General features: G+C 71.7%; 24 protein-coding genes and 2 pseudogenes. 6 read left to right on the top strand and 20 right to left on the bottom strand.

Going from position 1 to position 24,345, the window contains the following annotated elements; translation table 11 throughout:
- Nucleotides 1–71 precede the first annotated feature (71 nt).
- Both pucL and QE359_RS08000 read left to right on the top strand, forming a co-directional pair.
- Entirely contained in the window at nt 72–1,016 is a 945-nt protein-coding gene (pucL, locus tag QE359_RS08005) for a factor-independent urate hydroxylase (protein ID WP_309778760.1), read from the top strand.
- The gene (locus QE359_RS08000) at nt 1,013–1,582 is read left to right on the top strand and encodes an NTP transferase domain-containing protein (protein ID WP_309778759.1); all 570 of its coding nucleotides are present in this window, start codon (nt 1,013–1,015) and stop codon (nt 1,580–1,582) included. The genes pucL and QE359_RS08000 overlap by 4 nt, the downstream gene beginning before the upstream one ends.
- 26 nt (nt 1,583–1,608) lie before the next feature.
- Here QE359_RS08000 and QE359_RS07995 read toward each other — a convergent pair whose 3' ends face one another.
- From QE359_RS07995 to QE359_RS07970, 6 genes and pseudogenes are all read right to left on the bottom strand, one after another.
- Nucleotides 1,609–2,121 (bottom strand): hypothetical protein, encoded by a 513-nt coding sequence (locus QE359_RS07995; protein WP_309778758.1) that lies wholly within the window; start codon nt 2,119–2,121, stop codon nt 1,609–1,611.
- Nucleotides 2,122–2,227: 106 nt separating this feature from the next.
- Nucleotides 2,228–4,738, bottom strand: coding sequence for an OpgC domain-containing protein (opgC, locus tag QE359_RS07990; RefSeq protein ID WP_309778757.1), 2,511 nt, complete (start codon nt 4,736–4,738; stop codon nt 2,228–2,230).
- Nucleotides 4,735–5,148, bottom strand: a complete 414-nt coding sequence (locus tag QE359_RS07985; protein ID WP_309778756.1) for an ATP-binding protein — start codon at nt 5,146–5,148, stop codon at nt 4,735–4,737. The genes opgC and QE359_RS07985 overlap by 4 nt, the downstream gene beginning before the upstream one ends.
- Nucleotides 5,145–7,166, bottom strand: a complete 2,022-nt coding sequence (locus QE359_RS07980) for a glycosyltransferase (RefSeq protein ID WP_396127754.1) — start codon at nt 7,164–7,166, stop codon at nt 5,145–5,147. Before QE359_RS07980 ends, QE359_RS07985 begins: the two co-directional genes overlap by 4 nt.
- Before the next feature lie 293 nt (nt 7,167–7,459).
- Nucleotides 7,460–7,894, bottom strand: a complete 435-nt coding sequence (locus tag QE359_RS07975; protein WP_309780407.1) for a TetR-like C-terminal domain-containing protein — start codon at nt 7,892–7,894, stop codon at nt 7,460–7,462.
- 148 nt (nt 7,895–8,042) lie between these two features.
- Nucleotides 8,043–8,180, bottom strand: a pseudogene (locus tag QE359_RS07970) (TetR/AcrR family transcriptional regulator); the annotation flags it as partial.
- A 125-nt stretch (nt 8,181–8,305) separates the two neighbouring features.
- On the opposite strand from QE359_RS07970, the gene QE359_RS07965 reads away from it, so the two are divergent.
- A complete protein-coding gene (locus tag QE359_RS07965; protein WP_309778755.1) occupies nt 8,306–9,232 on the top strand; it encodes an NAD-dependent epimerase/dehydratase family protein in 927 nt (308 codons plus the stop codon).
- Nucleotides 9,233–9,311: 79 nt separating this feature from the next.
- Here QE359_RS07965 and QE359_RS07960 read toward each other — a convergent pair whose 3' ends face one another.
- From QE359_RS07960 to QE359_RS07950, 3 genes are all read right to left on the bottom strand, one after another.
- Nucleotides 9,312–10,628 (bottom strand): fibronectin type III domain-containing protein, encoded by a 1,317-nt coding sequence (locus QE359_RS07960; protein ID WP_309778754.1) that lies wholly within the window; start codon nt 10,626–10,628, stop codon nt 9,312–9,314.
- Nucleotides 10,629–10,819: 191 nt separating this feature from the next.
- Nucleotides 10,820–12,661: a DEAD/DEAH box helicase gene (locus QE359_RS07955; RefSeq protein ID WP_071303103.1), complete on the bottom strand. Its 1,842-nt coding sequence runs from the start codon at nt 12,659–12,661 to the stop codon at nt 10,820–10,822.
- A gap of 114 nt (nt 12,662–12,775) precedes the next feature.
- A complete protein-coding gene (locus QE359_RS07950) occupies nt 12,776–13,252 on the bottom strand; it encodes a MarR family transcriptional regulator (RefSeq protein WP_309778753.1) in 477 nt (158 codons plus the stop codon).
- Between the two features lie 110 nt (nt 13,253–13,362).
- Between QE359_RS07950 and QE359_RS07945 the strand changes: the two genes are divergently transcribed.
- Both QE359_RS07945 and QE359_RS07940 read left to right on the top strand, forming a co-directional pair.
- Nucleotides 13,363–15,462 (top strand): MDR family MFS transporter, encoded by a 2,100-nt coding sequence (locus tag QE359_RS07945; RefSeq protein ID WP_309778752.1) that lies wholly within the window; start codon nt 13,363–13,365, stop codon nt 15,460–15,462.
- 71 nt (nt 15,463–15,533) lie between these two features.
- Nucleotides 15,534–16,124 carry a TetR/AcrR family transcriptional regulator gene (locus tag QE359_RS07940; RefSeq protein ID WP_070416852.1) on the top strand — a complete coding sequence of 197 codons (591 nt, stop codon included), beginning with the start codon at nt 15,534–15,536 and terminating at the stop codon, nt 16,122–16,124.
- Between the two features lie 304 nt (nt 16,125–16,428).
- Here the strand turns inward: QE359_RS07940 and QE359_RS07935 are convergent, their stop codons facing one another.
- Complete coding sequence (locus tag QE359_RS07935) at nt 16,429–17,280, bottom strand: SDR family NAD(P)-dependent oxidoreductase (RefSeq protein ID WP_309778751.1); 852 nt, start codon at nt 17,278–17,280, stop codon at nt 16,429–16,431.
- 88 nt (nt 17,281–17,368) lie between these two features.
- Between QE359_RS07935 and QE359_RS07930 the strand changes: the two genes are divergently transcribed.
- Entirely contained in the window at nt 17,369–17,941 is a 573-nt protein-coding gene (locus QE359_RS07930) for a TetR family transcriptional regulator (RefSeq protein WP_309778750.1), read from the top strand.
- 16 nt (nt 17,942–17,957) lie between these two features.
- Here the strand turns inward: QE359_RS07930 and QE359_RS07925 are convergent, their stop codons facing one another.
- The 10 genes and pseudogenes from QE359_RS07925 to QE359_RS07880 all read right to left on the bottom strand — a co-directional run.
- Complete coding sequence (locus QE359_RS07925) at nt 17,958–18,194, bottom strand: hypothetical protein (protein ID WP_070416854.1); 237 nt, start codon at nt 18,192–18,194, stop codon at nt 17,958–17,960.
- 6 nt (nt 18,195–18,200) lie between these two features.
- Entirely contained in the window at nt 18,201–18,371 is a 171-nt protein-coding gene (locus tag QE359_RS07920) for a hypothetical protein (RefSeq protein ID WP_309778749.1), read from the bottom strand.
- Between the two features lie 31 nt (nt 18,372–18,402).
- Nucleotides 18,403–18,585 (bottom strand): hypothetical protein, encoded by a 183-nt coding sequence (locus tag QE359_RS07915; protein ID WP_309778748.1) that lies wholly within the window; start codon nt 18,583–18,585, stop codon nt 18,403–18,405.
- Nucleotides 18,586–18,637: 52 nt separating this feature from the next.
- Complete coding sequence (locus QE359_RS07910; protein WP_309778747.1) at nt 18,638–18,853, bottom strand: hypothetical protein; 216 nt, start codon at nt 18,851–18,853, stop codon at nt 18,638–18,640.
- 160 nt (nt 18,854–19,013) lie between these two features.
- Complete coding sequence (locus QE359_RS07905) at nt 19,014–19,520, bottom strand: flavin reductase family protein (RefSeq protein WP_070416856.1); 507 nt, start codon at nt 19,518–19,520, stop codon at nt 19,014–19,016.
- Nucleotides 19,521–19,573: 53 nt separating this feature from the next.
- The gene (locus QE359_RS07900) at nt 19,574–21,295 is read right to left on the bottom strand and encodes an MFS transporter (RefSeq protein ID WP_309778746.1); all 1,722 of its coding nucleotides are present in this window, start codon (nt 21,293–21,295) and stop codon (nt 19,574–19,576) included.
- Between the two features lies 1 nt (nt 21,296).
- On the bottom strand, nt 21,297–22,667 hold the full coding sequence (locus QE359_RS07895) for an NtaA/DmoA family FMN-dependent monooxygenase (RefSeq protein ID WP_309778745.1): 1,371 nt from the start codon (nt 22,665–22,667) through the stop codon (nt 21,297–21,299).
- Nucleotides 22,628–23,317: an isochorismatase family cysteine hydrolase gene (locus QE359_RS07890; protein ID WP_309778744.1), complete on the bottom strand. Its 690-nt coding sequence runs from the start codon at nt 23,315–23,317 to the stop codon at nt 22,628–22,630. Before QE359_RS07890 ends, QE359_RS07895 begins: the two co-directional genes overlap by 40 nt.
- Nucleotides 23,314–23,886 (bottom strand): LLM class flavin-dependent oxidoreductase, encoded by a 573-nt coding sequence (locus tag QE359_RS07885; protein ID WP_309778743.1) that lies wholly within the window; start codon nt 23,884–23,886, stop codon nt 23,314–23,316. Before QE359_RS07885 ends, QE359_RS07890 begins: the two co-directional genes overlap by 4 nt.
- Before the next feature lie 88 nt (nt 23,887–23,974).
- A pseudogene (locus tag QE359_RS07880) lies at nt 23,975–24,328 on the bottom strand (LLM class flavin-dependent oxidoreductase); the annotation flags it as partial.
- Between the last annotated feature and the right edge of the window lie 17 nt (nt 24,329–24,345).

Here is a 24,345-nt window from a genome sequence, read left to right as displayed (position 1 = left end):
CCGTGGCCGCTGACGGAGCTCGTGACCTGTTCGACCCACCGCCGAAACACGCGGGTGTCATCGTCGCCTCCATGGAGATCACCGACGTCCAGCCAGTCCCCACCACCACGACCGTCCACCTCGGTGCGAACCAGTACGGCAAGGCCGAGGTCCGGCTCGTCCGGGTGACGCGCGACACCGACCGGCACGAGATCGAGGACCTGACCGTCACGACGCAGTTGCGCGGTACGGCGCTCGCCGACTCGTACACCGAGGGCGACAACGCCAAGGTCGTCGCCACGGACACGCAGAAGAACACGGTCTACGCCTTCGCGAAGGAGCACGGGGTGGGCACGCCGGAGGAGTTCCTCCTGCGACTCGGCCGGCACTTCAGCACCGCCTTCGACTGGTACGACGGCTCCACCCTGTCCGCCGAGCAGCACACGTGGGAGCGGATCGTCGTCGACGGCCGGGAGCACGACCACTCGTTCGTCCGGGCCGGCCGCGGAACCCGCACGGCCGTGGTGCAGGTCGACGGCGACGACGTGCACGTGCTCGCCGGGGTCACCGACCTGACGGTCCTGAAGTCGACGGGCAGCGAGTTCCACGGGTTCCCGCGCGACGGGTACACGACGCTCGCCGAGACCGACGACCGGATCCTCGCGACCTCGGTGACGGCCCGCTGGCGCTACACGCCCGAGGCGGTGGCGGCGGGCATCGACTACGACGCCGTGTACGCGGGCGTCCTCGACCGGATGCTCGCGACCTTCGCCGAGCTGCACTCCCTGGCGCTGCAGCAGACCCTGTTCGCGATGGGCCGCTCGGCGATCGAGGCGTTCCCGGAGATCGCCGAGGTGCGGTTCTCGATGCCGAACAAGCACCACTTCCTGGTCGACCTCGCACCGTTCGGCCTGGACAACCCCGGCGAGGTGTTCTTCGCCGCCGACCGGCCCTACGGCCTCATCTCCGGCACCGTCGTGCGCGACGGCGTCGCCGAGGCCCCAGCCGCGTGGACGTCGGTGCCGGCGTTCGTGTGACGGACGTGGTGGGCGTGCTGCTCGCCGCCGGTGCGGGGACGCGGATGGGGCGGCCGAAGGCGCTGGTCGCCGAGCCGGACGGCACCCCCTGGCTGCACCTCGGCGTCGACGCGCTCCTGGTCGGCGGCTGCGACCGGGTCGTCGTCGTCCTCGGCGCCGCCGCCGCCCGGGCGCGGGCGCTCGTGCCCGCCGTGGACGCGGTCACCGTCGTCGTCGCGGACGACTGGGCAGCGGGGCCGGGCGCCTCGCTCGCCGTCGGGCTCGCGGCCGTCACCGGTCCGGCGACGGCGTGCGTCTCCCTCGTCGACCTGCCCGGCCTCCCCGCGACGGCCGTCCGGCGGGTGATCGGCGACGGTGACCACCCGGCGGCGCTCCGCCGCGCGGTCCACCACGGCGTACCGGGACACCCGGTGGTCGTCGGCTCGGAGCACCGCGCCGCGCTGGTCGCCGCGCTGTCCCACGATCCCGCGCACGGCGCCGGGCCGTGGCTCGCGTCGTCGAGCGCGGAACCCGTCGAGTGCGGCGACCTGTGGGACGGTCACGACCAGGACCACCCCCGCTGCTAGCGGGGGTCGCGGTCGCCCATCGCGTCTCACTGGATCGACCGCGCACGGCGGTCGAGTTCGGTCAGCATCGCGTCCGTCCGGCGGACCGCTCGAGGGGCAACGATCAGGGAGGCGACCAGCATGACGAGGAAGAGGCCGACGAAGATCCAGTAGAGCGGTTGTCCGGACACTGCGAGCCAGACGGAGAGGCCGGTCATCGGAACGTACAGCAGCGGGGCCGCCCATCGCAGCGGGCGGTACTGGTTCCGGTGCTGCTGCACCGCACGTCGCCATCCCTCGATGTCGACGTCGGGCGGGACGACCCCGCGGCGGACTGCGCGACGGAAGCCCGCGTCCTGCAGGACGGTGCCGTACCCGCGCCGCAGCCGGATGAGGAAGATCGCCATGACGATGCCGTACGCGGAACCCGTGATGGCGGAGATCACGGCTCGCTCGACAACGTTGAGCTCCGGCATCACGACGATCGTCACCAGGAACCACAGGCCGCCGAACGCGACGGCGAGCGCCAGCGCAGCCAACCACCACGGCCACCGTCTCATCAACCCCACACGACCAGCTTTCCAGACACGGGCGCACCGCGACCGGCTGACGGACGGGAGGCGCGGTGCCGGTCCGCACCGCGCCTCCCGTCCGTCATGCAGCGCGTCAGCGCGGGATCACCGAGAACAGGAACCGCTTCCGCACCATGTACCAGGCCAGCAGGATGAGCAGGGTGTGGGTCGCGAAGCCGATCCAGCCGTTGCCCCAGTCGACACCCGGGATCGACGCGATCGCCAGCGCGAAGAACACCTGCCAGACGAACACGTAGAGACTCGCCTGCCCGATCGGGATCCACAGCCATCCGATGGCCTTCGCGATCGGCTTCCAGAACACGGTGAGGATCGCGTACGACACGATCGCGAAGAAGGCGATGTCGAGCAGGCGCCCCCACTGCAGGTCGACGCGCTGGTAGGCGGTGTTGTACAGCTGGTCGTACATCGTCGCCGGGAACGGCACGGGAGTGAACCCGAAGTGGTCGCCCGCCCAGACGTAGACCAGGAACATCGCGTACCCGCCGATGCCGACCCCGACGAGGACCTTGCCGAGGCGACCGGTCAGTGCGCCGATGATCTGCCGGCGGTAGTACCCGAGCACGAGTCCGTGGGTGAACACGACCTGCCAGGTGAGGAGCGGGAAGACGGCCTCGAACTGGGAGTTCAACGGCCGGAACTCCGGGTTGAGCGCCTGGTAGACGTAGAGCGCCCAGCTGACGATGAGCAGCGCCCACCAGAACCCGCGGCGGATCACCCACATGAACGCCGGGATGAACAGGCTCAGCACCACGAAGAGGCCCATGATGTTGAACGGCCACGGGCCCATCTCGAGCAGGAGGAACTGCCGGATCGCGTACCAGGGCGGCGGGTACGCCAGCAGCTGCATCGCGTTCGGGTAGAGGTCGTAGACGCGCCCCTCGGCGCCGACTCCCCCGGTGCCGGTCCCCCGGTCGGTGAAGGTGGTGATCGCGTCGGTGTTCAGGAACGGCACGAAGCTCAGCGCGAAGACGACGAGGATCACCCCGAGCGTGACGAGGTACTGCTTCCGCGCACGTTTCCACGCCCCGATGGCAGCCGCCCACTCGCCGAACTTCTTGATGGCGAACGGGTAGGTCATGCCGAGGACCATGCCGGACAGGAACACGAACATCTCCGCGCCGGTGATCGCGCCGACGGCGTGCAGCGTGATGTACGAGTACGGTCCGCCGATCTCGATGTGGGTGATCACCACGGCGAGGATGATGAACCCGCGGAACAGGTCGAGCCGCAGGTCGCGCCCGGGCTTGCCGTCGTCGGGGTAGCGCCAGCTCGGCAGCAGCCGACCGAACAGGCCGCTCAGCAGGAACACGACCGCGAGGCCGACGGCGCACCAGACGATCCAGGCCATCTGGTCGCCGCCGGTGTCGTACTGCTGGTCGGTCGCCGCGGCACCGTCCCGTGGCGTGACCTCGTCCGTCACGGGTCCGAACACGAAGTCGCCCGCGCGCTCGAGGTCGGTGCGGAACGAGCCGGCGATGCCGGGCACGGCGGTGTCGCGCCAGTCGGCCACGCGGTTGCCGGCCTCGGGTTCGCGGCGGTTCGTCTCGAGGAACGTCACGCCGCGGATCAACGGGCGGTCCTGCACGGCGGCGATCACCTGTCGCCACCAGCCCTGCTTCACCGGGAGTTCGTCGGCGCCCCGGAGCGAGTGGTCGTACAGCGCCCCGGTGTCGAGCAGCATCGGCCGGTCGTCGGCCACGGCGAAGCGCTCGTAGAAGCTCCCCTGCTGTCGCTGCTCGTAGCCCCAGGTCTCGTCGAAGCGAGCGGTGACCTCGCCGGCCTCGGGGACGTCGTTCCGGGTGAGCGGGACGTCCCGGCCGGCTGCCTCGGTCGCCTTGCCCTTGCCGAAGTACAGCATCGACAGCCCGACCCAGTCGACCGAGGGGTCCCCGGGCCAGTACGGCTCGTAGGGGTCGTCGGCCGCGGTGAGCTGTCCGTCGCCGTTCGTGTCGAGCTTCGAGACGTCGGTCGCGGAGAGGTCCTGCAGCCGGCCGGCGGACTCGCCGAAGGGGTAGCCCGCACCGTAGGACGGGGACCACACCATGAGCGCGTCCGAGCTGCCGCCGTGGACCGCGGTCGCGAGCGCCCGGAAGGCCGTGACGAACTGCGTCGGCTGCTGCCCCCACCGCACCCACGTGCCGTTCATCTGCGGGGCGAACCGGACGAGCACCTGGGTGTCGTACTGGCGGTGGACCTCTTCCAGCAGGGCGTTCGCCGCGCGGGCGTCGGCCGCGGTGAGGGACCGGAGCGACTGGTCGGGCTCGAGGCTCACCACGAGGACGGCGCCCTGCGTCGCCGCAGCACGGGTGGCCCGGAGGAACTCCTTGCGGGCGCTGCGGTCGAGCGGGTACTGGATCTCCACGCCGTACATCGACGGTGTCGCGCCGAGTCGTCCCGCGTACCCGGCCGGAGCGTCATCGCCCCAGTCGATGTCCGGTCCGAACCACGTCTTCCCGTCGGACGGCGCGATCGACGCACCGCTCGTCGCGGCCGCCTGCACCGCTGACGCCGGCAGCGCGCCACCCAGGGCGAACGTCGCGAGCACCACCAGGAACGCGACGAGCCGCGCAGCGGTCCGGCTCACCGTGCGCACACCAGGGTCCAGACGTTGTGACCGCCCTCGTGTCGGTGCTCGAGCCGGTCGAGCGCGGCGATCGCGAGCGCGAGGCCTCGACCGCTCTCCTCGACGGCGTCGACCATCGTCACGGCAGCGAGGTCGATGTCGACCGGCAGCCCGTTGTCGGTGAGCACGGCGACGAGCTCGTGGTCGGTCGCGTCGAGTTCCACGGTGTAGCGCCGGCCGGCTTCCTGGTCGGCGCGTCGGGTGTGCTCGACGATGTTCGCGGCGATCTCGGCGAGGGCGGTCTCGAGACCGAAGCGGAGCCGGACGTCGTCGATGCCGAGGGTGTCCCACCACGCGGCGAAGCGGTCCTGCACCTCGTCGAGGGACGCCGGCACCGCCGGGACGTCGAACTCGACCCGCGCCGGGCTCACAGGGGCCCCCCAGCCGTGCTCGACTCGTGCTCGGACTGCGCCGTGCCCGGTCCTCGGTAGAGCACGGCCCGGATGACGATGCTGAAGATGAACAGGTCGAACACGACCCACGCGGTGTTCACGAGCGGCGCGATGCCGGACGCCTGGCCGGTCAGGTAGCGGATGCCGATCAGGATCAGCGCCGCCACCAGGGCCCCCATCGCGATGAGCTGGGGCTTCACGAGGTCCCACCGCGGCTTCTGCTCGGACTCGTCACGGACCTTCGGGGTGACCCGGAAGCCCAGCGGCTTGCCCCGGAACACGTTCTCGAACGCACTCGTGACGGACTCGATCCAGACCGGGAACAACGCCAGCGAGTACTGCTGCCCGCGCCACGTCGGTCTGCCGGCCGCCACCACCCAGAAGAGCAGCTGGTTGAGGACGAGGAACGGGATGAGCCGGGCGAAGAAGTCGACGCTGTACGCCTGGACCGGCACCACACCGAAGGACAGGCAGAGCACCGGGGCCGCGATGTAGACGATCGCGGCGAAGCCGGACAGGTAGCTCCACATCGTCGAGAAGTACATGAGCCGCTGCCCCCACGACAAGCCCTTCTGCACGAGCGGGTTCTCGCGGAAGAAGACCTGCATGGTGCCCTGCGCCCAGCGGAGCCGCTGCACGAGCATGGTCGGCAGGTCCTCGGGTGCGAGGCCCTTCGCCAGGATCTCGTCGTGGTAGGCCGACTTCCAGCCGAGGCCGTGCAGGCGCATGGCGGTCGCCATGTCCTCGGTCACCGAGATCGTCGCCAGGGGCATGATCGGCTGGGCTTCGTCGTCACGGTTGACGTCGAGCGCCCGGGTGAGCACGGCGATGGACTCGATCGCGGCGACGGGTGAGGCATCGCGGCGGCCGAGGACGTCGAGCGCCGCGTCGTCGAGCCCCGCGAAGGTGTTCGCGTCGGTCGACATCGCCGCGAGCTCCTGCAGGTCGTTGCGGACCGATTCGAGGTCGGACGCGGCGAACCGGTAGGAGATCGTGTCGATGCCCCGTTGGAAGGCGTAGGTGACGTCGCCGAGCGGCTCGCCCCGCTGGACCTGGTCGCGGGCGCGGTCGACCACGGCCTCGGCCTCGTCGAGCGCCCCGAGCACCCGAGGGTCGGTCTCCGTCTCGCGTGCACGGGCGAGGAGCTTCCGGGAGGTCTTGATCGTCCGCGCGACCGACGCCTCGACCTCGCTCACATACCGGGTGACCCCGAGCTGCATGAGCGCCTCGCGCCGGAGGATCGCGTTCGACCCGCAGAAGAACGCGGCGTTCCACCCGTCCTTCGACTGCTGGATCGGCCCGTAGAACAGGGGCGCCTGGCTGCCGAGCAGGTCGGCTTCGGGGACGTTCTCGAACCACTGCGGCGTCTGGACCAGCGCCATCCGCGAGTCCTTGAAGTAGCCGAGCGTGCGGTCGAGGATCGACGGTTCCGGGACCTGGTCGGCGTCGAGGATGAGGAGGAACTCCCCCTGGGTCGCGAGCAGGGCGTTGTTGAGGTTCCCCGCCTTCGCGTGCCGCGGCCGGTCGATCCAGTCGGCGCCCCGGGTGATCACGCCGATCCCGAGCGACTCGGCGGCGGCGCGCATCTCCGGACGGTTGCCGTCGTCGAGGATCCACGTGGTGTGCGGGTGGGTGATCGCCTTCGCCGCCGTCGCGGTGCGGACGACGAGGTCGACGGGCTCGTTGTACGTCGTGATGAAGACGTCGACGGTCACGGGGTCCTGCGGCGGGGCCGGCGGTTCCCCGCGTTCACGGAGCCGCCAGGCCCCGAACGCGAAGAGCAGCGAGTCGATCACGCTGTACGTCTCGGCGAGGATCAGCGGGACGGCGATCCACCACGAGTGCCAGTTCACCGAGGCGGCCCAGCGCCAGACGATGTAGTTCACGCCGGCGATCGAGGCGAGCAGGGCGACGGTCCGGACGGCGACGAGGCGCTTCCGGGGTGTCCCGGTCGTGAGACGGCGGCGGTCCTGCCGGCTGACGTCGAGCGCGGTCACCGGGTGCCCCCGACGACGGCGTCGCCGAACGTGCTGCGTCGCAAGCGAGCCTCCCTGATCCGTCGGCCCCCGGCCGCGGCGCGCGCCCGAGGGTGGTGGTCCGTCCGGGGAGACTCCAGGTGTGCCGTCCCGAGCGTGGACTCGGTCGTCGGGTACGACCGGGGCCCACGACCTGTCTACCGCAGGAACGGGCCCTCTGTCAGACCGGCACCCCGCTCTGGGGACAACAGGACGCGGCCGACGGACGACGCGACCCGCGACCGACGGACGACGCAGCCCGCAGCGCGACCCCGTCAGTCGAACTCGGCGACGAACCCGAGTCCCTCGGCCAGCCGTGCGACGACCTCGTCGAAGTACGCCGCACCGTCCGACACCGAACCGACGAAGTGCCCGAACAACTCGAACGACACCGTGCCGAACACCGTCGTCCAGGCCATCAGCGTGCGGACGAGGACCTCCTCCGGCAGCTCGGTGCCGAACGCCCGCAGGGACGCCACCCCGTCCGCGACCGCCGCAGCCACGAGCCCCGGACCCGATCCGGCCGGGAGCGGTGCGCGGTACCCCGGGTCCGCCACCGCGTCCGCGACCACCCGCACGATCGTGAGCGTCGTCCGCGACGCCGGGTCCACGGTCGACCGCGGCGCGACGTACCCGGGCACCGGCGAGCCGAACAGGAGCGCGAAGTCCCCCGGGTGCGCGATCGACCACGTCCGGATCGCCCGGCACACCGCGACCCACCGAGCCCCGGGTTGCCGGTCCCGCTGCCGCCTCGGCTGCCTCGACCGCGCCGCCGAGCTCGTCGTAGTCGGCGATGAGGAGCGCCGTGAGCAGGTCGTCGCGGCTCGGGAAGTACCGGTAGACGGCAGACGACACCATCCCGACGTCACGGGCGACGGCGCGGAGGCTCAGTTGCGACGGCCCCTCCTCGGTGAGCCGGACACGGGCAGCGGCGAGGATGCCGGCCCGCACGGTCTCGCGTGCGAGGGATCGTGCGGTGGGCGCCTTGTCCGTCATGCCTCCACCATGACACGAGAGAGCACTGCACACAATCGAGAGCACTGCTCTTGCAATTCGGCGACGGCTCGTGCATGCTGAGAACCGAGAGCGGTGCTCTCGCAAACAGACGAAAGCAGGAAGCCATGTCGCAGCACCACGTCGTCATCGGTGCCGGTCCGGTGGGCCGTCACGTCGCCGCACTCCTCGCGGAACGGGGCGAGCGGGTCACCGTCGCCACCCGATCCGGCCGGGACACGGGTGTCTCCGGCGTCGAGCACCTCGCCCTGGACGCCTCGGACGCCGACGCGCTCACCCGGGCGACCGAGGGGGCCGCTGCCCTCTACAACTGCGCCAACCCCGGCAACTACACGCAGTGGGAGCAGACCTGGCCGCCGCTCGCGACCGCGCTGCTCACCGCCGCCGAGCGGACCGGCGCGGTGTACGCCATCACCGGGAACCTCTACCCCTACGGACCCGTCGACGGACCGATGCGCGAGACCCTGCCGGACGCCGCGACGGACCACAAGGGCATCCTGCGGGCACGGCTCTGGGCCGACGCACGCACGGCGCACGAAGCGGGCCGGGTGCGTGCCGTCGAGGTCCGCGCCTCGGACTACGTCGGCGCCGGCATCGGCGAGAACGGCCACATCACGCGCGTCCTGCCGGCAGCGCTGCAGGGGAAGGCGGTGTCGATGATCGGCCGGACCGACCTGCCGCACACCTTCACGGACGTGCTCGACGTCGCCCGGATGCTCGTCGCGGCCGCGGCGGACGAGACCGCCCACGGACGCACCTGGATGGTGCCGAGCAACGCCCCGCGGTCGCAGGTGCAGGCCCTCACCGAGGTGCTGGCCGCGGCGGGGAAGCCCCCTGTGACCGTCCGGCGTCTCCCCGCCGGCATGCTCCGCGCGATGGGCCTGTTCTCACCGATGATGCGCGAGATCGCCGAGATGAGCTACCAGTGGACGGCCCCGTACGTGGTCGACGACTCGGCGGCCCGAGCCCACTTCGGCATCGAGCCGACCCCGTGGGACGAGGTGTGCCGACGGACCGTCGAGGGCGTCGCCTGACCGGCTGCGCACTGCATGACGGGAGGCGCGGTGCGAGCCCGCACCGCGCCTCCCGTCAGTCACCTGGTCGGGTCCGACCTCAGATCACCAGCAACCGCGAGAACTGTCCGGCGGACAGCCGCTGCGCCACGCCGCCTGCGGCGTCCAGCCGCCAGAGGCCGGTCGTCGGGCCGGCGCTCACGTCGAAGAACAGGTCGCCCGCCTCGTCCGCCGCACCGATCCACACGCCACGGCCCTCGGCGGTCACGCCGCTCGTGGTCTGCTCGGTGGTCGTCCCGTCGGCCGTCCGCGAGGACAGCGAGGTGATCGTCTTGTCGGCGGTGCAGCCGCCGGGGCTACCCTCGCTCGGCGCGGCGCACCACCCGGCGGACTTGGCGGACACCAGCGCGCGGCCGTTCGTCGCCGCGTAGGTGAAGCCGATCCGGGACTCGGCCGACACGAGCTCGCTCGAGCCCTTCGCCAGCAGCACCCAGCCGCTCGCACCGGACGCGCCGGTCGAGAGGTAGTTGACGTAGAGGTTCCCGCCGCCGTCCGCGATGACCGCCGCGAAGATCCGGTAGCCGGTCTCGGGGATCGACCGGGTGGTCCGGACGCCCGTCGGGGACACGGAGACGACCTTCGTCGCGGCGCCCTGGGTCCCGAAGGTCACGGCCGAGACCGTGCCGTCGCGTCCGACCGCCCAGCCGGAGCCGGCCGAGGGGATGATCGCCGTCGGTGCTGCCCCGGACACCGGGAGCTTCGTGATCGCACCGGAGACCGAGTCGACCCAGTACAGGTTGCCGGCGACGTCCGAGCGGAGGTCCGCCGTGAGGTGCAGGCCGGTCGCCACGGTCCGGGCAGCGGCGCCGCCGGCCGGGTACATCACGATCGAGGTGCGGTCCGCCGACGGCACGAACACGTCGCCCACGTCGTCCGCCGTGAAGCCGGCGGCGTTCGGCGCGATCGTGGTCGGGGCGGACGTGCCGGAGGTCGGGAACCGCACGACCGAGCCCGCGCCGTCGAGGGCGAACAGGGACTGCACGGTCTGGACCGACCCGGGCGCGGTGTACCGCACCGAGACGGCCTTGCCCGTGCCCCGGGTCCCGACCGCACGGACCGAGAACGTGTACGCGGTGCTCGCGGTCAGGTTGCCGAACCGATCGGACCGCGCGCTGGCCGGGAGCCGGTCGACGCCGGCGTCAGGCTGCTGCTGCGCGGGCGAGACGGTGACGCGCCAGCTGGTGACCTTCGCGCCGGACTTCGGGAGTCCCCAGGTCACGGTCGCGCTGTCCGCGGCTCCGGTGACGCGGACGGAGGTCGGTGCGCCGGGCACCGACGAGGGTGCGGCCGTCGCCGGCGCGGCTCCCCCGATGACGAGCGCCACCGCGGCTGCGGCGGTCAGTACGGCTCTGAACACGTGCGTTCCCCTGTTCGTCCCGTGGTCCATGCGCCACGGCTACGGACATCAGAGCACCGGTCGGACGTCGCGGACCCGTCGGCGCCGGGATCGTGCGGGCCGTGCAGGCCCTCATGCGTCATCCCGCAACCCGGGAACGACGGGAGGCGCGGTGCCAGCTGGCACCGCGCCTCCCGGAAAAAATACGCGCGTCAGTGACGCGGCTTGCGCTCCGCACGGTCGTCGCGGTCGTACCGACGCGGCCCGCGGTCGTCGCGGTCCCGACCACCGGCACGCGGCCCACGGTCGTCGCGGTCGTACCGGCGCGCCCCGCCGCCGCCACCACGGCGGTCCGGCTTGATCTCGATGAGCTTCCCGCTGATCCGGGTGTCCGTCAGCCGGTCGAGCACCCCGGCGTCCATGTCGGCGGGCAGCTCGACGATCGAGAAGTCCGGGCGGATCTGGATCGCCCCGAAGTCGTCACGGCGCAGACCACCCTCGTTCGCGAGGGCCCCGACGATCTGTCGCGGCTCGACGCGGTGCCGACGCCCGACCTCGATGCGGTAGGCCGTCATCGGCTGCGAGCGGCGCGGGCCACGGTCGGCGCGGTCGCCACGGGCGCCGCGGTCGTCGTCACGGTCGCGGCGGTCGCTGCTCCGGCCGTCGCGGTCGACGCGGTTCCGCAGCTCGTCGGCCTTCGGGTCGAGCAGCAGCGGGTCCTCACCCTGCGCGACGACGGCCAGCGCGGCGGCGACGTCGTCGGCCGGGACGTCGTGGTGCTCGACGTAGTGGGCGATGATGTCGCGGAACGCGGTGATGCGGTCCTGCTGCTCGAGCGCCGCGGTGATCGCGTCGTCGAAGCGGGTGAGGCGCGTCTCGTTGACGTCCTCGATCGTCGGCAGCTGCATCTGCGTGAGCGGCTGCTTGGTGTGCCGCTCGATCGCGGACAGCAGGCGTCGCTCGCGCGGGGTGACGAAGCTGATCGAGTCACCCGAGCGGCCGGCGCGACCCGTGCGGCCGATGCGGTGCACGTAGGACTCGATGTCGACGGGGATGTCGTAGTTCACGACGTGCGTGATGCGGTCGACGTCGAGGCCGCGGGCGGCGACGTCGGTGGCGACGAGGATGTCGAGCTTGCCGGACTTCAGCTGGTTCACCGTGCGCTCGCGCTGGGCCTGGGCGACGTCACCGCTGATGGCCGCTGCGGCGTACCCGCGGGCGCGGAGCTTCTCGGCGAGGGTCTCGGTCTCGCTCTTCGTGCGGACGAAGATGATCATGCCCTCGAAGTCCTCGACCTCGAGGATGCGGGTGAGCGCGTCGACCTTCTGCGGGTACGACACCATCAGGTACCGCTGCGTGATGTTCGCCGCGGTCTTCGTCTTCGTCTTGACCGTGATCTCGGCCGGGTCGGTGAGGTACTGCTGCGAGATGCGGCGGATCTGGGCCGGCATCGTCGCGGAGAACAGCGCGACCTGCTTGTCGTCCGGGGTCTCGGCGAGGATCGTCTCGACGTCCTCGGCGAAGCCCATCTTGAGCATCTCGTCGGCCTCGTCGAGCACGAGGTACTTCAGCTCGGACAGGTCGAGCGTGCCCTTGGCGATGTGGTCCATGATGCGACCGGGCGTGCCGACGACGACGTCCACGCCGCGGCGCAGGGCGGACAGCTGCACGCCGTACGCCTGGCCGCCGTAGACGGGCAGGACGTGCACGTGCTTCATGTGGGAGGCGAACTGCTCGAACGCCTCGCACACCTGCAGGGCGAGCTCGCGGGTCGGCGACAGCACGAGCGCCTGCGGCACCTTGCTGCCCGCCTCCATGCGGGACAGGATCGGCAGCGCGAACGCCGCGGTCTTGCCGGTTCCGGTCTGCGCGAGGCCGACGACGTCGCGCCCCTCGAGCAGGGTCGGGATCGTGGCCTCCTGGATGGCGGAGGGGGTCTCGTAGCCGATGTCCTTGACGGCCTTGAGCACAGCATCGCTCAGGCCGAGGTCGGCGAAGGTCACCACTGGCCCGTCGTCGAGGGTCTCAGTGGTGGTGGCGGTGTCCGTGCTCATGCGGAAACGGTATCTCGAATACGGCGCGAGCAGTGACGGTCTGGAGGATCGGGGCGGGCCCGCACCGCGCCTCCCGTCCGCCTCCTGGTCGCGTCACGGGCGCGTGCCGCGTGGTCAGGACGCGTCGCGCCGGTCCGTGGCGCCGATCCCGAGGACCGCGTCGGCGCGGTCGTTGAGCCGGGCGAGGAGCCCGGCGAGGGTGTGCAGCTCTCCCGTGGCGAACGCCCCCGTGAGGTCGTCGAAGACCTCGGCACCGGCGACGTCGAGCGTGTCGAGCAGCGTCCGGCCGGCCGGGGCGATCGAGACGAGGCTGGCGCGTCCGTCGGCCGGGTCCGGCTCGGTGCCGAGGTACCCGGACTCGACGAGCGACGCCACGCGGCGGCTGATCACCGGGCGCGACAACCCCGTGGCGTCCGCGATCGCCATCGACCGGACGGCTCCGAAGTGGTCGACCGCCCGCAGGATCACGCGCGCCGTGGGGTCCAGTCCCCCGCGCGACTCGATGAGCGACGACCGCAGGGTCTGCCGGACCCACAGCCGGTCGAGCTGCGCGCGCAGCAGTCGCTCGGCGTCGTCCCGGTCCTCGGTCATGCCGGACAGCGTAGCGGCCACATTTAGTTGCTTGTCGGAAGCAATGGATGTATCGTTGCGCGGTCTGCAAACTTTCACAGCAGGAAACACAGCACGAAGCAAGGAGCTCGATGACCGCCACCGCACCCGTCCCGGTGCAGCACGGCCGACGCGCAGCCGGGGTCCCCACGGACTCCGCCGCACCCGGCCAGCAGCCGCTGATGACCCACCGCCAGATCCTCCTCGTGATCTACGGGCTGATGGCGGGCATGTTCCTGTCCTCGCTCGGCCAGACGGTGTTCGGCACGGCGATCCGGACGATCGGTGACGACCTGCACGGGCTCGACCAGCAGGCCTGGGTTACGACCGCGTACCTCATCACCTCGACCATCGCGACGCCGATCTACGGCAAGCTCTCCGACATCTTCGGGCGCCGGCCGCTCTACATCTTCGGCATCGTGGTGTTCATCCTCGGCGCCGTGCTCTCGTCGATGTCGACCTCGATGCTCATGCTCGCCGGCTTCCGCGCCGTGCAGGGCATCGGTGCCGGTGCGCTGATGTCGCTGCCGCTCGCGATCATGGGCGACATCCTCGCTCCGCGCGAACGTGCCAAGTACCAGGGCTACTTCCTCGCCGTGTTCGGCATCTCGTCCGTGATCGGCCCGCTCATCGGCGGCCTGCTCGCCGGTTCCTCCGAGATCCTGTGGATCACCGGCTGGCGCTGGGTGCTCCTCATCAACGTGCCGATCGGCATCGCGGCCCTCGTCATGGTGCTCGTCTTCCTGCACCTGCCGAAGGTGCACGGTGGCGACACCGCGAAGCCGAAGGTCGACTGGTGGGGCGCGACCGCCGTCATCGTCACGCTCGTCCCGCTCCTGCTCGTGGCCGAACAGGGCCGCACCTGGGGCTGGGGCTCGGCCGCCGCGATCGCCTGCTACGTCATCGGCGTCGTCGGCCTCGTCGCGCTGCTGCTCATCGAGTCGAAGATGGGCGACGCCGCGATCATCCCGCTGAAGCTCTTCCGCTCCGGCACGTTCTCGATGGCGACGGTCATCGGGTTCCTGGTCGGCTTCGCGATGTTCGGCGCCATGCTGACCATCCCCCTCTACCTGCAGATCGTCGTCGGCCTGACCCCGACCGAGTCCGGCTTCGCGACGCTCCCCCTCGTGGGCGGGCTCATGATCGCGTCGATCACGAGCGGCCAGATCGTCGCCCGGGTCGGCCGCTACCGGATCTTCCCGGTGATCGGCACGGCGCTGGTGTCCTCGGGCTACGTCGTCCTGACGTTCATGAGCATCGACAAGCCGCTCTGGTTCCTGATGATCGGCATGTTCCTCATCGGGCTCGGGCTCGGGTCGGTCATGCAGTCGCTCACCCTCGCGTCGCAGGGCTCGGTCGAGGCCCGGGACATGGGCGTCGCCACGTCGTCCGCCACGTTCTTCCGCCAGATCGGTGGCACGCTCGGCACGGCCGTGCTGCTGTCGATCCTGTTCTCGGTGATGCCGTCGAACATCCTGCACGCGACCGCGAACCAGAAGGACCTCGGCGCAGCGCTCGACGCGGCGACGAACCCGACAGTGGCGACCGCGCCCGCGAACCGGGGCGTCATGGACGAGATCTGGACGCCGATCGTCACCCCGATCGAGCAGAACGTGCAGGCCTCGCTCGACGACGTCACCGCCCAGGTGCAGCAGTCGACCGCGAGCGCCCCGGCCGCCGTGCAGGCCCAGGCCCTCGCCGCGGCAGCCGACCAGGCCCACGCCTCGGTGCAGGACGGCAAGCTCGTCGTCGACTGGTCGGACGCGGCGCAGCGGTCCTACTGGGTGGGCGAGCTCACCCCGGCCGTGGCGAAGCAGGTCTCCGACGGCAGCGGCTCCGGGTCGAGCACCATGAGCACGAACGACACCTCGTTCCTGACCGGTGCGGACAGCCGGCTCACCCGGCCGTTCATGGCGGGCTTCAACGCCTCGTCCGTGACGATCTACTGGGTCGGTCTCGGTGTGATCCTGCTCGCCTTCGTCCTCACCTGGTTCTTCCGGGTGCCGCCGCTCCGTCAGCGTTCGGCGCTGCAGGAGCGTGCGGACGCCGCGGGTGCGCAGCGCGCCGACGACGACGGGCTCTCGGCGGAGGACGAGCTCGAGACGGCCGCCGGCCTGGCCGCCGCCGAGGCGGGCTCCTTCACCGGCCCGATGACCGGATCCACCCCGACGCAGCCCGCGCAGCGCCGGTGACCGACCGGGGCGCCCGTCCGCTGTCCCCCTTCGTGGACGGGCGCCCCACCCCACCAGCACCAGGAGCCACCGTGACCACCACCCCCGCGACGACGACGGCGACGGAGCCGTGCTCGCTGCGTGAACGGAAGAAGCAGCAGACCCGCTCGGCGCTGCACGACGCCGCACTGACGCTCGTCTCGGCGCACGGCCTCGACGGGGTGACCGTGGAGCAGATCTGCGCCGACGCCGACGTCTCCCCCCGGACCTTCTTCAACTACTTCTCCTCGAAGGCGCACGCCGCGCTCGGGCTCGACACGGTCGAGGTCCCGCCGGCCGCCGCGACCTGGTTCGCCACCGCCGAGGGGCGCTTCATCGACGACCTGTGCGGCCTCGTCGCCGCCACCGTGCCCCTCTCGCAGGACCGGCGCCGGATGAAGGAGCTGCTCGTGCTCCGCCCGGAGATGGCCCCGATGGTCATGCAGTGGATGGCCGAGTCCAGGCAGTCCCTGCTCGCCACGGTCGGCACACGGACCGACGAGCAGACCGCCCGCACCGCGGTGGCCCTCGTCATGTCCGCGCTGTCCGAGGTGGCGCACCGCGAGACCGTCGGCGGCCCGGACGAGCTCGCGGTCCGACTGCGCGCCGTGGTCGGCGAGATGGGTGCGCTCGCGTCCGCCTGACCGGACGTCTGCCTGCGTGGACCCGCAGGCCGTTTTCGGCATCCCGCAGGAGTCCTCCCACCAGGCGCGAAGGCTGCCTACGCTCCTCGCACCGGCCGCACCCGACGGCCGGCCACTCGCCCCGCGGCGCGCAACGGCGCGTGTCGCGGGGCGACCACGCAGGGTGTGTTCTTGTGCTCACCGACAGGGCACGCGCCCACCGGCCCGTGGACTGTCGCCCAGCGCGTGGAGACGGTACCGCTTGTCGGACGGGAGGGACGGCGCAGGCTCGCACCGCGCCTCCCGTCCGTCAGGTGGTCGCGTCTCAGGCGCGTGCCAGCGGGTCCAGCTGCTCCGGCGTCGCGTCGGCCGCCTGCGTCGACCGGCTGAGCGCCTCGTGCCGCTCGTCCTCGGCCAGGAGCGCGCGGCCGGCGGCCGTCCCGTGCTCGAACGCGTCCGGGCCGACGAGCAGGCGGAGCGGCGGCTCGTCCATCGCCACGACCTGCAGGACGAGCTCGGCGACCAGGTCCGGGTCGCTCGCACCGATGCTCGTGCCCCCGTGCATCCGTGCGGACGCCCCGACGGTCGCCTCGTACTCCGGCCGGACCGGCGCGACCGTCATGGACGACCCCGCCCAGTCGGTGCGCATGCCGCCCGGCTCGAGGACGGTGACGCGGATGCCGAGGGGCCCGACCTCCTTCGCGAGCACCGAGGAGAACCCGCCGACGGCCCACTTCGCGGTCTGGTACGCGCCGAGCCCCGGCGTCGACATGCGCCCGCCGACGGACGAGACCTGCACGACGTGCCCGGAGCCCTGCTCACGCATGACGTGCACGGCCTCCTGGCTGAGCGTCACCACGCCGAACAGGTTGGTCTCCACCTGGGCGCGGAAGTCGGCGGGGTCGACGTCCTCGATGCTGGCGAGGTTCGCGTACCCGGCGTTGTTCACGAGCACGTCGAGCCGGCCGAAGCGCTCGACCGCGGTGCGGACGGCTGCACGGGCGGCGTCGGGGTCGGTGACGTCGAGCGCGACGGGGACGAGCTCCGCGCTGGTGAGGTCGTCGAGGGCGTGGAGGTCCCGGACCCCGGCGACCACCTGGTGACCGGCGGCGAGGGCTGCGGTGACGATCGAGCGGCCGAGGCCTCGCGAGGCACCGGTGACGAGGATGACGGACATGGTGTTCCTAACTGACTGGTTGGTTGATAGACCCCATGGAACACCTCCGTCGCTCGCTTGTCAACCGCCCGGTTGATAACGTGGGCGGATGCCGATGCCCCGCGACGCCGACGCCACCCGCGCCCGACTCCTCGTCGCCGCCCGCGACGAGTTCGCCGCGGTCGGGATCGCCGGCGCGCGCGTGGACCGGATCGCCGCCGCCGCCGCGAGCAACAAGGCGCAGATCTACCACTACTTCGGCAGTAAGGACGGCCTGTTCGACGCGGTCTTCGACGCGATGGTCGCCGAGACGCTCGACGAGGTCACGATCGACGCCGACGACCTGCCCGAGTACGCCGGACGCCTGCACGACTCCTACGCACACCGACCCTGGGTGCAGCGCCTGGCGACCTGGTACCGGCTCGAGCGGGGCGACACCTCGCACCCGATCGACGCCGTTGTGCAGAGCAACGCCGCCAAGCTCCGGGCGATCGAGGACGCGCAGCGGGACGGACGGCTGCCGACGACGTTCTCGGCGGCGGAGCTGCTCGGGATCGTCATCCACACCGCTGCGCTGTGGAGCGGTGCGACGCCGGAGTACGCCCGACTGACCGACGCGGTGGCGGCGGCGCGGCGGCGGGAGGTCGTCGTGGCGACGGTGGCGGCGGTCGTGCGGGGCTGAGCGGGCCCTTCGGCGCTCAGCCGCCCGTCGCGGCGAACACGCCGAGCACGATGCCGACGCAGAGCATGGCGATGCCCAGGGCCCGGAAGAGTGCCGTGGGCAACTGGGCGTGACGATCAGCTGCCTTCTTGCCCTGGACGATGCGCATCTGCCGCTGCAGGAAGTCGTGCATCGCCTCCGGCGACACCGCGGTCGCGCAGCCGAGGAGCACGAAGGCGCCGCCGAGGACCCAGAGCGCCAGCGAGTCAGTCAACGACGTTCACCGGAGGAGCAGCGCGCCGGCGACGAGCATGACGAGTGCGATCACGACTGCGATCAGCCGTCCACGGTCGGAGGGCGGGTGGTTGCGGTTCCGCTGCACCACCCATGGGATGCACGCCAATCCGCCGACCACCAGCACGAGCCCGAGGACGAGTGGGAGTGCGTTCAATGCGGCTCCGTTCTCATTGACGCGAACGCCGTCACTTGTTCCTGGCTCGCCACGAGACCACGACCCCGCACAACACGTACACGCCGAACATGCCCGCGAGCGCGCCCCAGATGGCGACGCCGGCGTCGGCGCGACCGGGAGAGAGGAGCGTGACCACACCGAGTGCGATCGCGACCAAGGCGATGATCGTCGGCAGCAGGAGGTTTCCCTTCATCCTGAACATCGGAAGCCCCTCTCCGGGCGAGATGCCCTGCCCCCGGACTGCATCAGATCACCACGGTGAGGACGAAGAACACTCCGACCATCGCGACGAGGATCCCGAAGGTCCGCACCACCCGGACTGAGGAGATCTCGGCGGCGTTCTGCCCGAGCAGCGGACGAAGGGATTCCTTCATCGTGCGCGAGATCGGTCGCGGGATGAGCGCGCACAGCAGCCCACCCGAAGCGGCGAGCAGACCGACGATGAGGATGGACAAGGGCATGTGTTCCCAGGGATGTTCGTGGTGCCTCCTGAACGCTGCATGCCGAGCCACGAGCACAGTGAGGAGACGGCCCTGTGCGCGCATCGTGCACGCTACCGAGCTTCCCTCGCTCATGCTCGCCCCGTGCTGGGGAGGAACGACGGCGCCAGCGCCCCTGTGGTCACGGCTGCGCGTCGACGGCGACCCTCGAGCGCGCCGGCCGGTGCCAGACGAGCGCCGACCGTGCAGCATCCCGCGCGACCCGGAGAACACGGAGCACCACGATGTCGTGGTCGCCCGCACGGTGGACACCCTCGACCGAGCACTCGAACCACGAGTGGGCACCGTCGAGGAAAACCGCACCGGACCCGGCGGTGGCGTACTCGATGCCGTGCAGGCGCCGCGCACGGTCCCGGGACGCCAACTGCGCCGTGTGCGGCCCGTGTCCGTCGCCGAGCACCGAGATGCCGAGCGTCGGCGCTGCTGCGAGGTCGGGCCACGTGGTGGACGAGTGCTGTACGGCGATCGTCGCCAACGGCGGGTCGTAGGAGACACCGACGGTGAAGGACGTCGCCACCATGACCACGGGGGAACCGTCGACGCACGCGGCGATCGCGGCCACGACGGAGGGCACCTCGGCGATGGCCTCACGGATGTCAAGCGGGTCCTCGATGAAGTGGTCGTGCACGGGGTCCTCCTCAGGGAACGAGCGGTCGGGGACGAGCGGTCAGGGACGAACGGTCAGGAGCGGGCGAGCACCGCACGGGCTCGACGCTCGTCGGACCGCATCGCGGCGACGAGCGCGTCCGGCCCGCGGAACGTGCGCTGGCGTCGGATGCGCCGTCCGACGGTGAGCTCGACGACCGAGCCGTACAGGTCGCCGTCGAAGTCGAGCACGTGGATCTCGACCGTGCGCGGTCGGTCGGGGAAGGTGCTGTTGCTGCCGATCGACACGAGGGCCTGCCGTGGCGGAGCGCCGACGGGAGCCGCGAGCCATCCGACGTAGACCCCGTCGACGGGGACGGGAGCAGCAGACTCGTCCTCGGGCCGCAGGTTCGCGGTGGGGAACCCCAGGTCGCGCCCGACCCCCGCACCGTGGACGATCACGCCGGTCAGGACGACCGGGGCACCCGGACGGCCGGACAGCGCACGCGCGGCGACCACGGCGCCGCAAGCCACGAACGCGAGCGCACCGAGCGCGACCGCGTCACCCGCGGTGGCGAGCAGCACGGCCGTCGCGGTGCTGCCGAGCACGGCGCCGAGCTGCTTCACGGTGTTGAAGACGCTCGATGCCGCCCCGACCGTCGCGGGACCCGCACCGAGGACCGCGGCGAGGGAGAACGGCGACCAGACGAACGCGTTCGCGATCCCGAACCCGGTGAAGGCCGCGGCGATCGTCCAGAGGGGCGCCGCGGCACCGACGAGCACCGCGGTCAGTGCCACCGACACGACGAGCAGGACGGCTCCGACCGTCGCGCTTGCCCGGGGCCCGGCGGTGTTCGTCATGCGGCCGACGAACGGCGCTGAGGCGAGGCACGCGACCCCCATCGGCACGAGCACGAGGGCCGCCGATCCCGCACTCAGCCCGCGGGTCTGCTGCAGTTCGAGCATGAGCGGGATCGGGGCGGACCCGACGCAGAACGACGCGGCCGTGGCGCCCCACGACCCGGTGACGAAACCGCGGTCGCGGAAGAGGGCGAGCGGCACGAGGGCGCGGTCGCCGGCTCGCCGCTGCCGGACGAGGACGGCCGCCACCACCGCGGCGCCGAGCAGGACCGCACCGCCACGGGCGACCGGGTCGGCGAGCAGCCCGGTGTCCGTGCCCTGCACGCCGACGACCACGCCGAGGACCCCCACGGTCACGCCGACGACGGCGAACAGGGGCAGCGGGACCGCGATGCGCCGGGAGACGGGCACGAAGCGGAGGACCGCGATCGCCGTGACGATCCCGACGGGCACGTTCACGAGGAACACCGACGGCCACCCCCACGCCTCGACGAGCAGCCCGCCGACGATCGGCCCGGCGACCGTCGCCGCCCCGCCGCCGGCGCTCCAGACGGCGAGCGCGACGGCGAGCCTCGGCGGTTCGAACAGCGACCGGATCACGGTCAGGCACTGCGGGGTGAGCAGCGCAGCGCCGAGGCCCTGGACCGCACGCCAGGCGACGAGGGCGCCGATCCCGGGCGCGGCCACGCACCCGACCGAGGCGATCGTGAAGACCGCGAGCCCGACCAGGTACACGCGCCGGTGTCCGAACCGGTCGCCGAGCCGGCCCGCCACGAGCAGCGGGACGGCGAACGCGAAGAGGTAGGCGCTGTTCACCCACACCGACGTCGACGCGTCGGCGCCGAGGTCACGCCCGAGGTCGGGCAGGGCGACCGACACGATCGTGCTGTCGAGCAGCAGCATGAAGAAGCCGAGGCAGAGCCCGCCGAGCGCGAGCCACCGACGGGCCGGGGTCACCTCACACCGCCAGGTTCTCCCGGAGCGTGGCCCCCGGGTACCGCGGCGCGAGGGCCCCGCGGCAGCGGAGCTCCGGCACGAGCAGCTCGCTGAGGTCGGCGAACCCGGACGGCATCCCGAGCGGACTGGACAGCATGTAGCCGCCCCGCCCACCGGTCGCGGCGAAGTTCTCCTGGAGCGCGTCGGCCACCCCCGCGGCGTCGCCGACGAGCATGTGGTCGAGGCCGGTCGCCGCGCGCCACCCGTGCTCGAAGAAGTCGTCGCGGTCCATCGTGTGGTCCTCCCCGAACTCGGCGACCAGGCTGCCGACGAGTCCGGCCGGGCTCGCCTGGGCGGCGACGATCTCGTCGCGCAGGTCCCCGAGCCGGAAGGAGGCCGGCAGCGTCGAGAAGTCGTACCCGGCGTTGTGCGAGATGAAGGTCCCGACGGCCTCACGGTTCCAGAACGACAGGAGCGAGTCCCGTCGGGCCTGGGCTTCGGCGAGCGTCGCGCCGACGATCACCTGGGTCGCCCAGAGGATCCCGACCGCGGCGGGGTCCCGTCCGGCGTCCGTGAGTGCCGCGTCCAGTGCGTTCCGGTGTCGGAGCTGCCCGGCGACGCTCGCCCCGAACCCGAACACGAGGTCGGCGAACGACGCGCTCGCGGCGATGCCCCGCGGCGAGTTGCCCGCCTGCACGACGACCGGGTGGCGCTGCGGACTCGGGACGCTGGCGAGCGGCCCCCGCACCTTGAAGAACCGGCCGTCGTGGTCGATGGGGTGCACACGGGAGGGGTCGGCGAAGCGCCCGGTCGCCCGGTCGCGGACGATCGCGTCGGGGGCGACGGAGTCCCAGAGCGCACGGCAGACGCCGATGAACTCCTCCATCCGTTCGTACCGGAGGTCGTGGTCGACCAGGTGGTCGGAGCCGTAGTTCGCGGCGTCCGCACCCCGCGAGGACGCGACGACGTTGAACGCCATCCGGCCGCCCGTGACGTGGTCGAGCGAGTTGAGCAGCCGTGCGGTGGAGAACGGGTGCGTGAAGGTCGACGAGTAGGTGAGTCCGAACCCGATGTGCTCGGTCACCGTCGACATCGCCGCGATGACCGGCGACATGTCCTGCCGGGGCCACTGGATCCCCCACTCGACCGCCGGGTCGATGCTGCCGCGCCACGTGCTCGGGACGCCGGAGCCGTCGCCGAAGAACAGCATGTCGACGCCGGCGCGCTCGGCCGTCCGGGCCACCTCCATGTACATGCGGACGTCGGGGAAGTCCTGGCCGACCCAGCTGCCGGGTGCCGCCCAGCGCCCCTCGGTGTGGGTGAAGGACAGGTCGTAGGCGATGTGCATGCCGCTCACGAGGCAGCCACCGGCGACGCCGCCCACGCCTGCCACAGCGCGGTGGTCTCGGCAGCGTCCGTGACGACACCGACGTTGAGCTCGATCATCGTGAGTGCGGCGTCGTGCACGTCGATGTCGTAGGCGGCGGTGGCGTCCGACGGCACCACGACGGGCCAGCCGAGCTGCATCGCGTCCTGCGCCGTCGCGAAGACGCAGCACTCGGACGTGAGTCCCACGACGGTCAGCCAGCCGATCCCGGCGGTGGTGAGCCGCGCCTCCAGGTCCGTGCCGAGGAACCCGCTGTAGCCGCGCTTGACGACGCGGGTCTCACCGGGCGCCGGCGCCGTGCGGTACCACTCGGCGCCGGCGGTGCCGATGCGGCAGGGCTCGTCCTCCGGCATCGGCCCGTCGAGCGCACCGCCGCGCAGCCACGTGCTGCTGTGCCACGGGGCGGACGGGTCGCTGCCGAGCTCGACCCAGACGACGGGGACGCCGGTGGCTCGCGCCTCGTCGACGAGGGCGCCGATCCGGACGATCGCGGCGTCCACGGCAGCGAACGCACGGTCGTCGAGCCCGTAGCCGGCGATGCGCGCGGGTTCACCGAAGTCGCGCTGCACGTCGACGACGACGAGCGCCGGCGTGCGGCCACCAGCGTCCAGCAACCGGGCGAGTCGCGGGTCGAGCCCGCCGCTCCCGCCGGTCACCGGACGACCGCCGCGTCGTGCTGGCGGAGTGCCGGCAGGACGGTCTCGCCGAAGCGCACCATGTCCTGGTCGTACTCGGGGAAGATCAGCATGAGGCCGTCGAGCTCGCCCCGGTCGACGATGTACTCGATGTGCTCCGTGACGGTCTCGGCGGAACCGGCGACGTACGCGGTCTGGAACGCGTCCTCACCCGCGGCACCGTCCGCCCACGCACGGGCCTGCTCGGCGGGGACGCCCCACGACGCCCGCATCGAGGCCAGTGCCTCGCGGTCGACGCCGGCACCCCACTCGCGCACCTTCCGCTGCGCGGCCTCGTCGGTCTCGTCCTGCACGACGGTGAGCATCGAGTAGGTCCGGCACACCCGACCCTCGTCGGCCGCGCGGTCGTGGACGTCGCGGGACAGGTCGCGCATCTCGTCGAGGCTGTCCGCCGCGAGGAACGCACCGTCGGCGTACTTCGCCTGGAACGCGCGAGCGGCCTCGGACTTGCCGGCGCTGATGATCGTCGGCCTGCTGGCCGGGTGCGGGCGGGACTCGCAGGCGTCGAGGTCGAAGTACGGCGTGTGCATCGTGACGCTGTCCTCGGTCCAGAGGCGGGTGGACCGCTTCGGTCCAGAGCTCGGTCATCCGGTAGCGGTCGGCGTGGCTGAGGCCGGCGTCCCAGATCCCGAACTGCTCGAACTCGGCCGCGTAGGCCCCGTTGACGATGTTCATGCCCGCCCGACCCCCGGAGAGGTCCTGCAGCGTGGTGTACATCTTCGCCGCGACCGCCGGGTTGTGGACGTTCGCGTGCATGGTCGCCCAGATCTTCACGCGCTCGGTCGCCTCAGCGATCCCGGCCATCATCGTCATCGACTCGAGGGAGCGCCCCCAGTGGTCGGTGCTCCCGCCGAAGCCGCGCCACTTCGCCATCGACATCACGAAGTCGAGGCCGATCGCTTCGGCGTGCAGGGCTGCGCGCTTGTTCCAGGCGTAGGTCGCCTCGGGGTGGGGGGCGGTGTCGGACAGCATCCATCCGCCGTTGCCGA

This window comes from Curtobacterium sp. SORGH_AS_0776 (assembly GCF_031453355.1).
GTDB lineage: Bacteria > Actinomycetota > Actinomycetes > Actinomycetales > Microbacteriaceae > Curtobacterium.
Note: the sequence above shows the minus strand (reverse complement) of the source record. Positions and strands in the feature narration are given on the sequence as shown.

Bases quoted from the DNA above. Each gene is read 5' to 3' on its own strand.
- pucL (WP_309778760.1), top strand. From the start codon at position 72: ATGGAGATCACCGACGTCCAGCCAGTCCCCACCACCACGACCGTCCAC.
- QE359_RS07995 (WP_309778758.1), bottom strand. From the start codon at position 2,121: ATGAGACGGTGGCCGTGGTGGTTGGCTGCGCTGGCGCTCGCCGTCGCG.
- QE359_RS07965 (WP_309778755.1), top strand. From the start codon at position 8,306: ATGTCGCAGCACCACGTCGTCATCGGTGCCGGTCCGGTGGGCCGTCAC.
- QE359_RS07955 (WP_071303103.1), bottom strand. From the start codon at position 12,661: ATGAGCACGGACACCGCCACCACCACTGAGACCCTCGACGACGGGCCA.
- QE359_RS07950 (WP_309778753.1), bottom strand. From the start codon at position 13,252: ATGACCGAGGACCGGGACGACGCCGAGCGACTGCTGCGCGCGCAGCTC.
- QE359_RS07945 (WP_309778752.1), top strand. From the start codon at position 13,363: ATGACCGCCACCGCACCCGTCCCGGTGCAGCACGGCCGACGCGCAGCC.
- QE359_RS07935 (WP_309778751.1), bottom strand. From the start codon at position 17,280: ATGTCCGTCATCCTCGTCACCGGTGCCTCGCGAGGCCTCGGCCGCTCG.
- QE359_RS07930 (WP_309778750.1), top strand. From the start codon at position 17,369: ATGCCGATGCCCCGCGACGCCGACGCCACCCGCGCCCGACTCCTCGTC.
- QE359_RS07915 (WP_309778748.1), bottom strand. From the start codon at position 18,585: ATGAAGGGAAACCTCCTGCTGCCGACGATCATCGCCTTGGTCGCGATC.
- QE359_RS07910 (WP_309778747.1), bottom strand. From the start codon at position 18,853: ATGCCCTTGTCCATCCTCATCGTCGGTCTGCTCGCCGCTTCGGGTGGG.
- QE359_RS07885 (WP_309778743.1), bottom strand. From the start codon at position 23,886: ATGCACACGCCGTACTTCGACCTCGACGCCTGCGAGTCCCGCCCGCAC.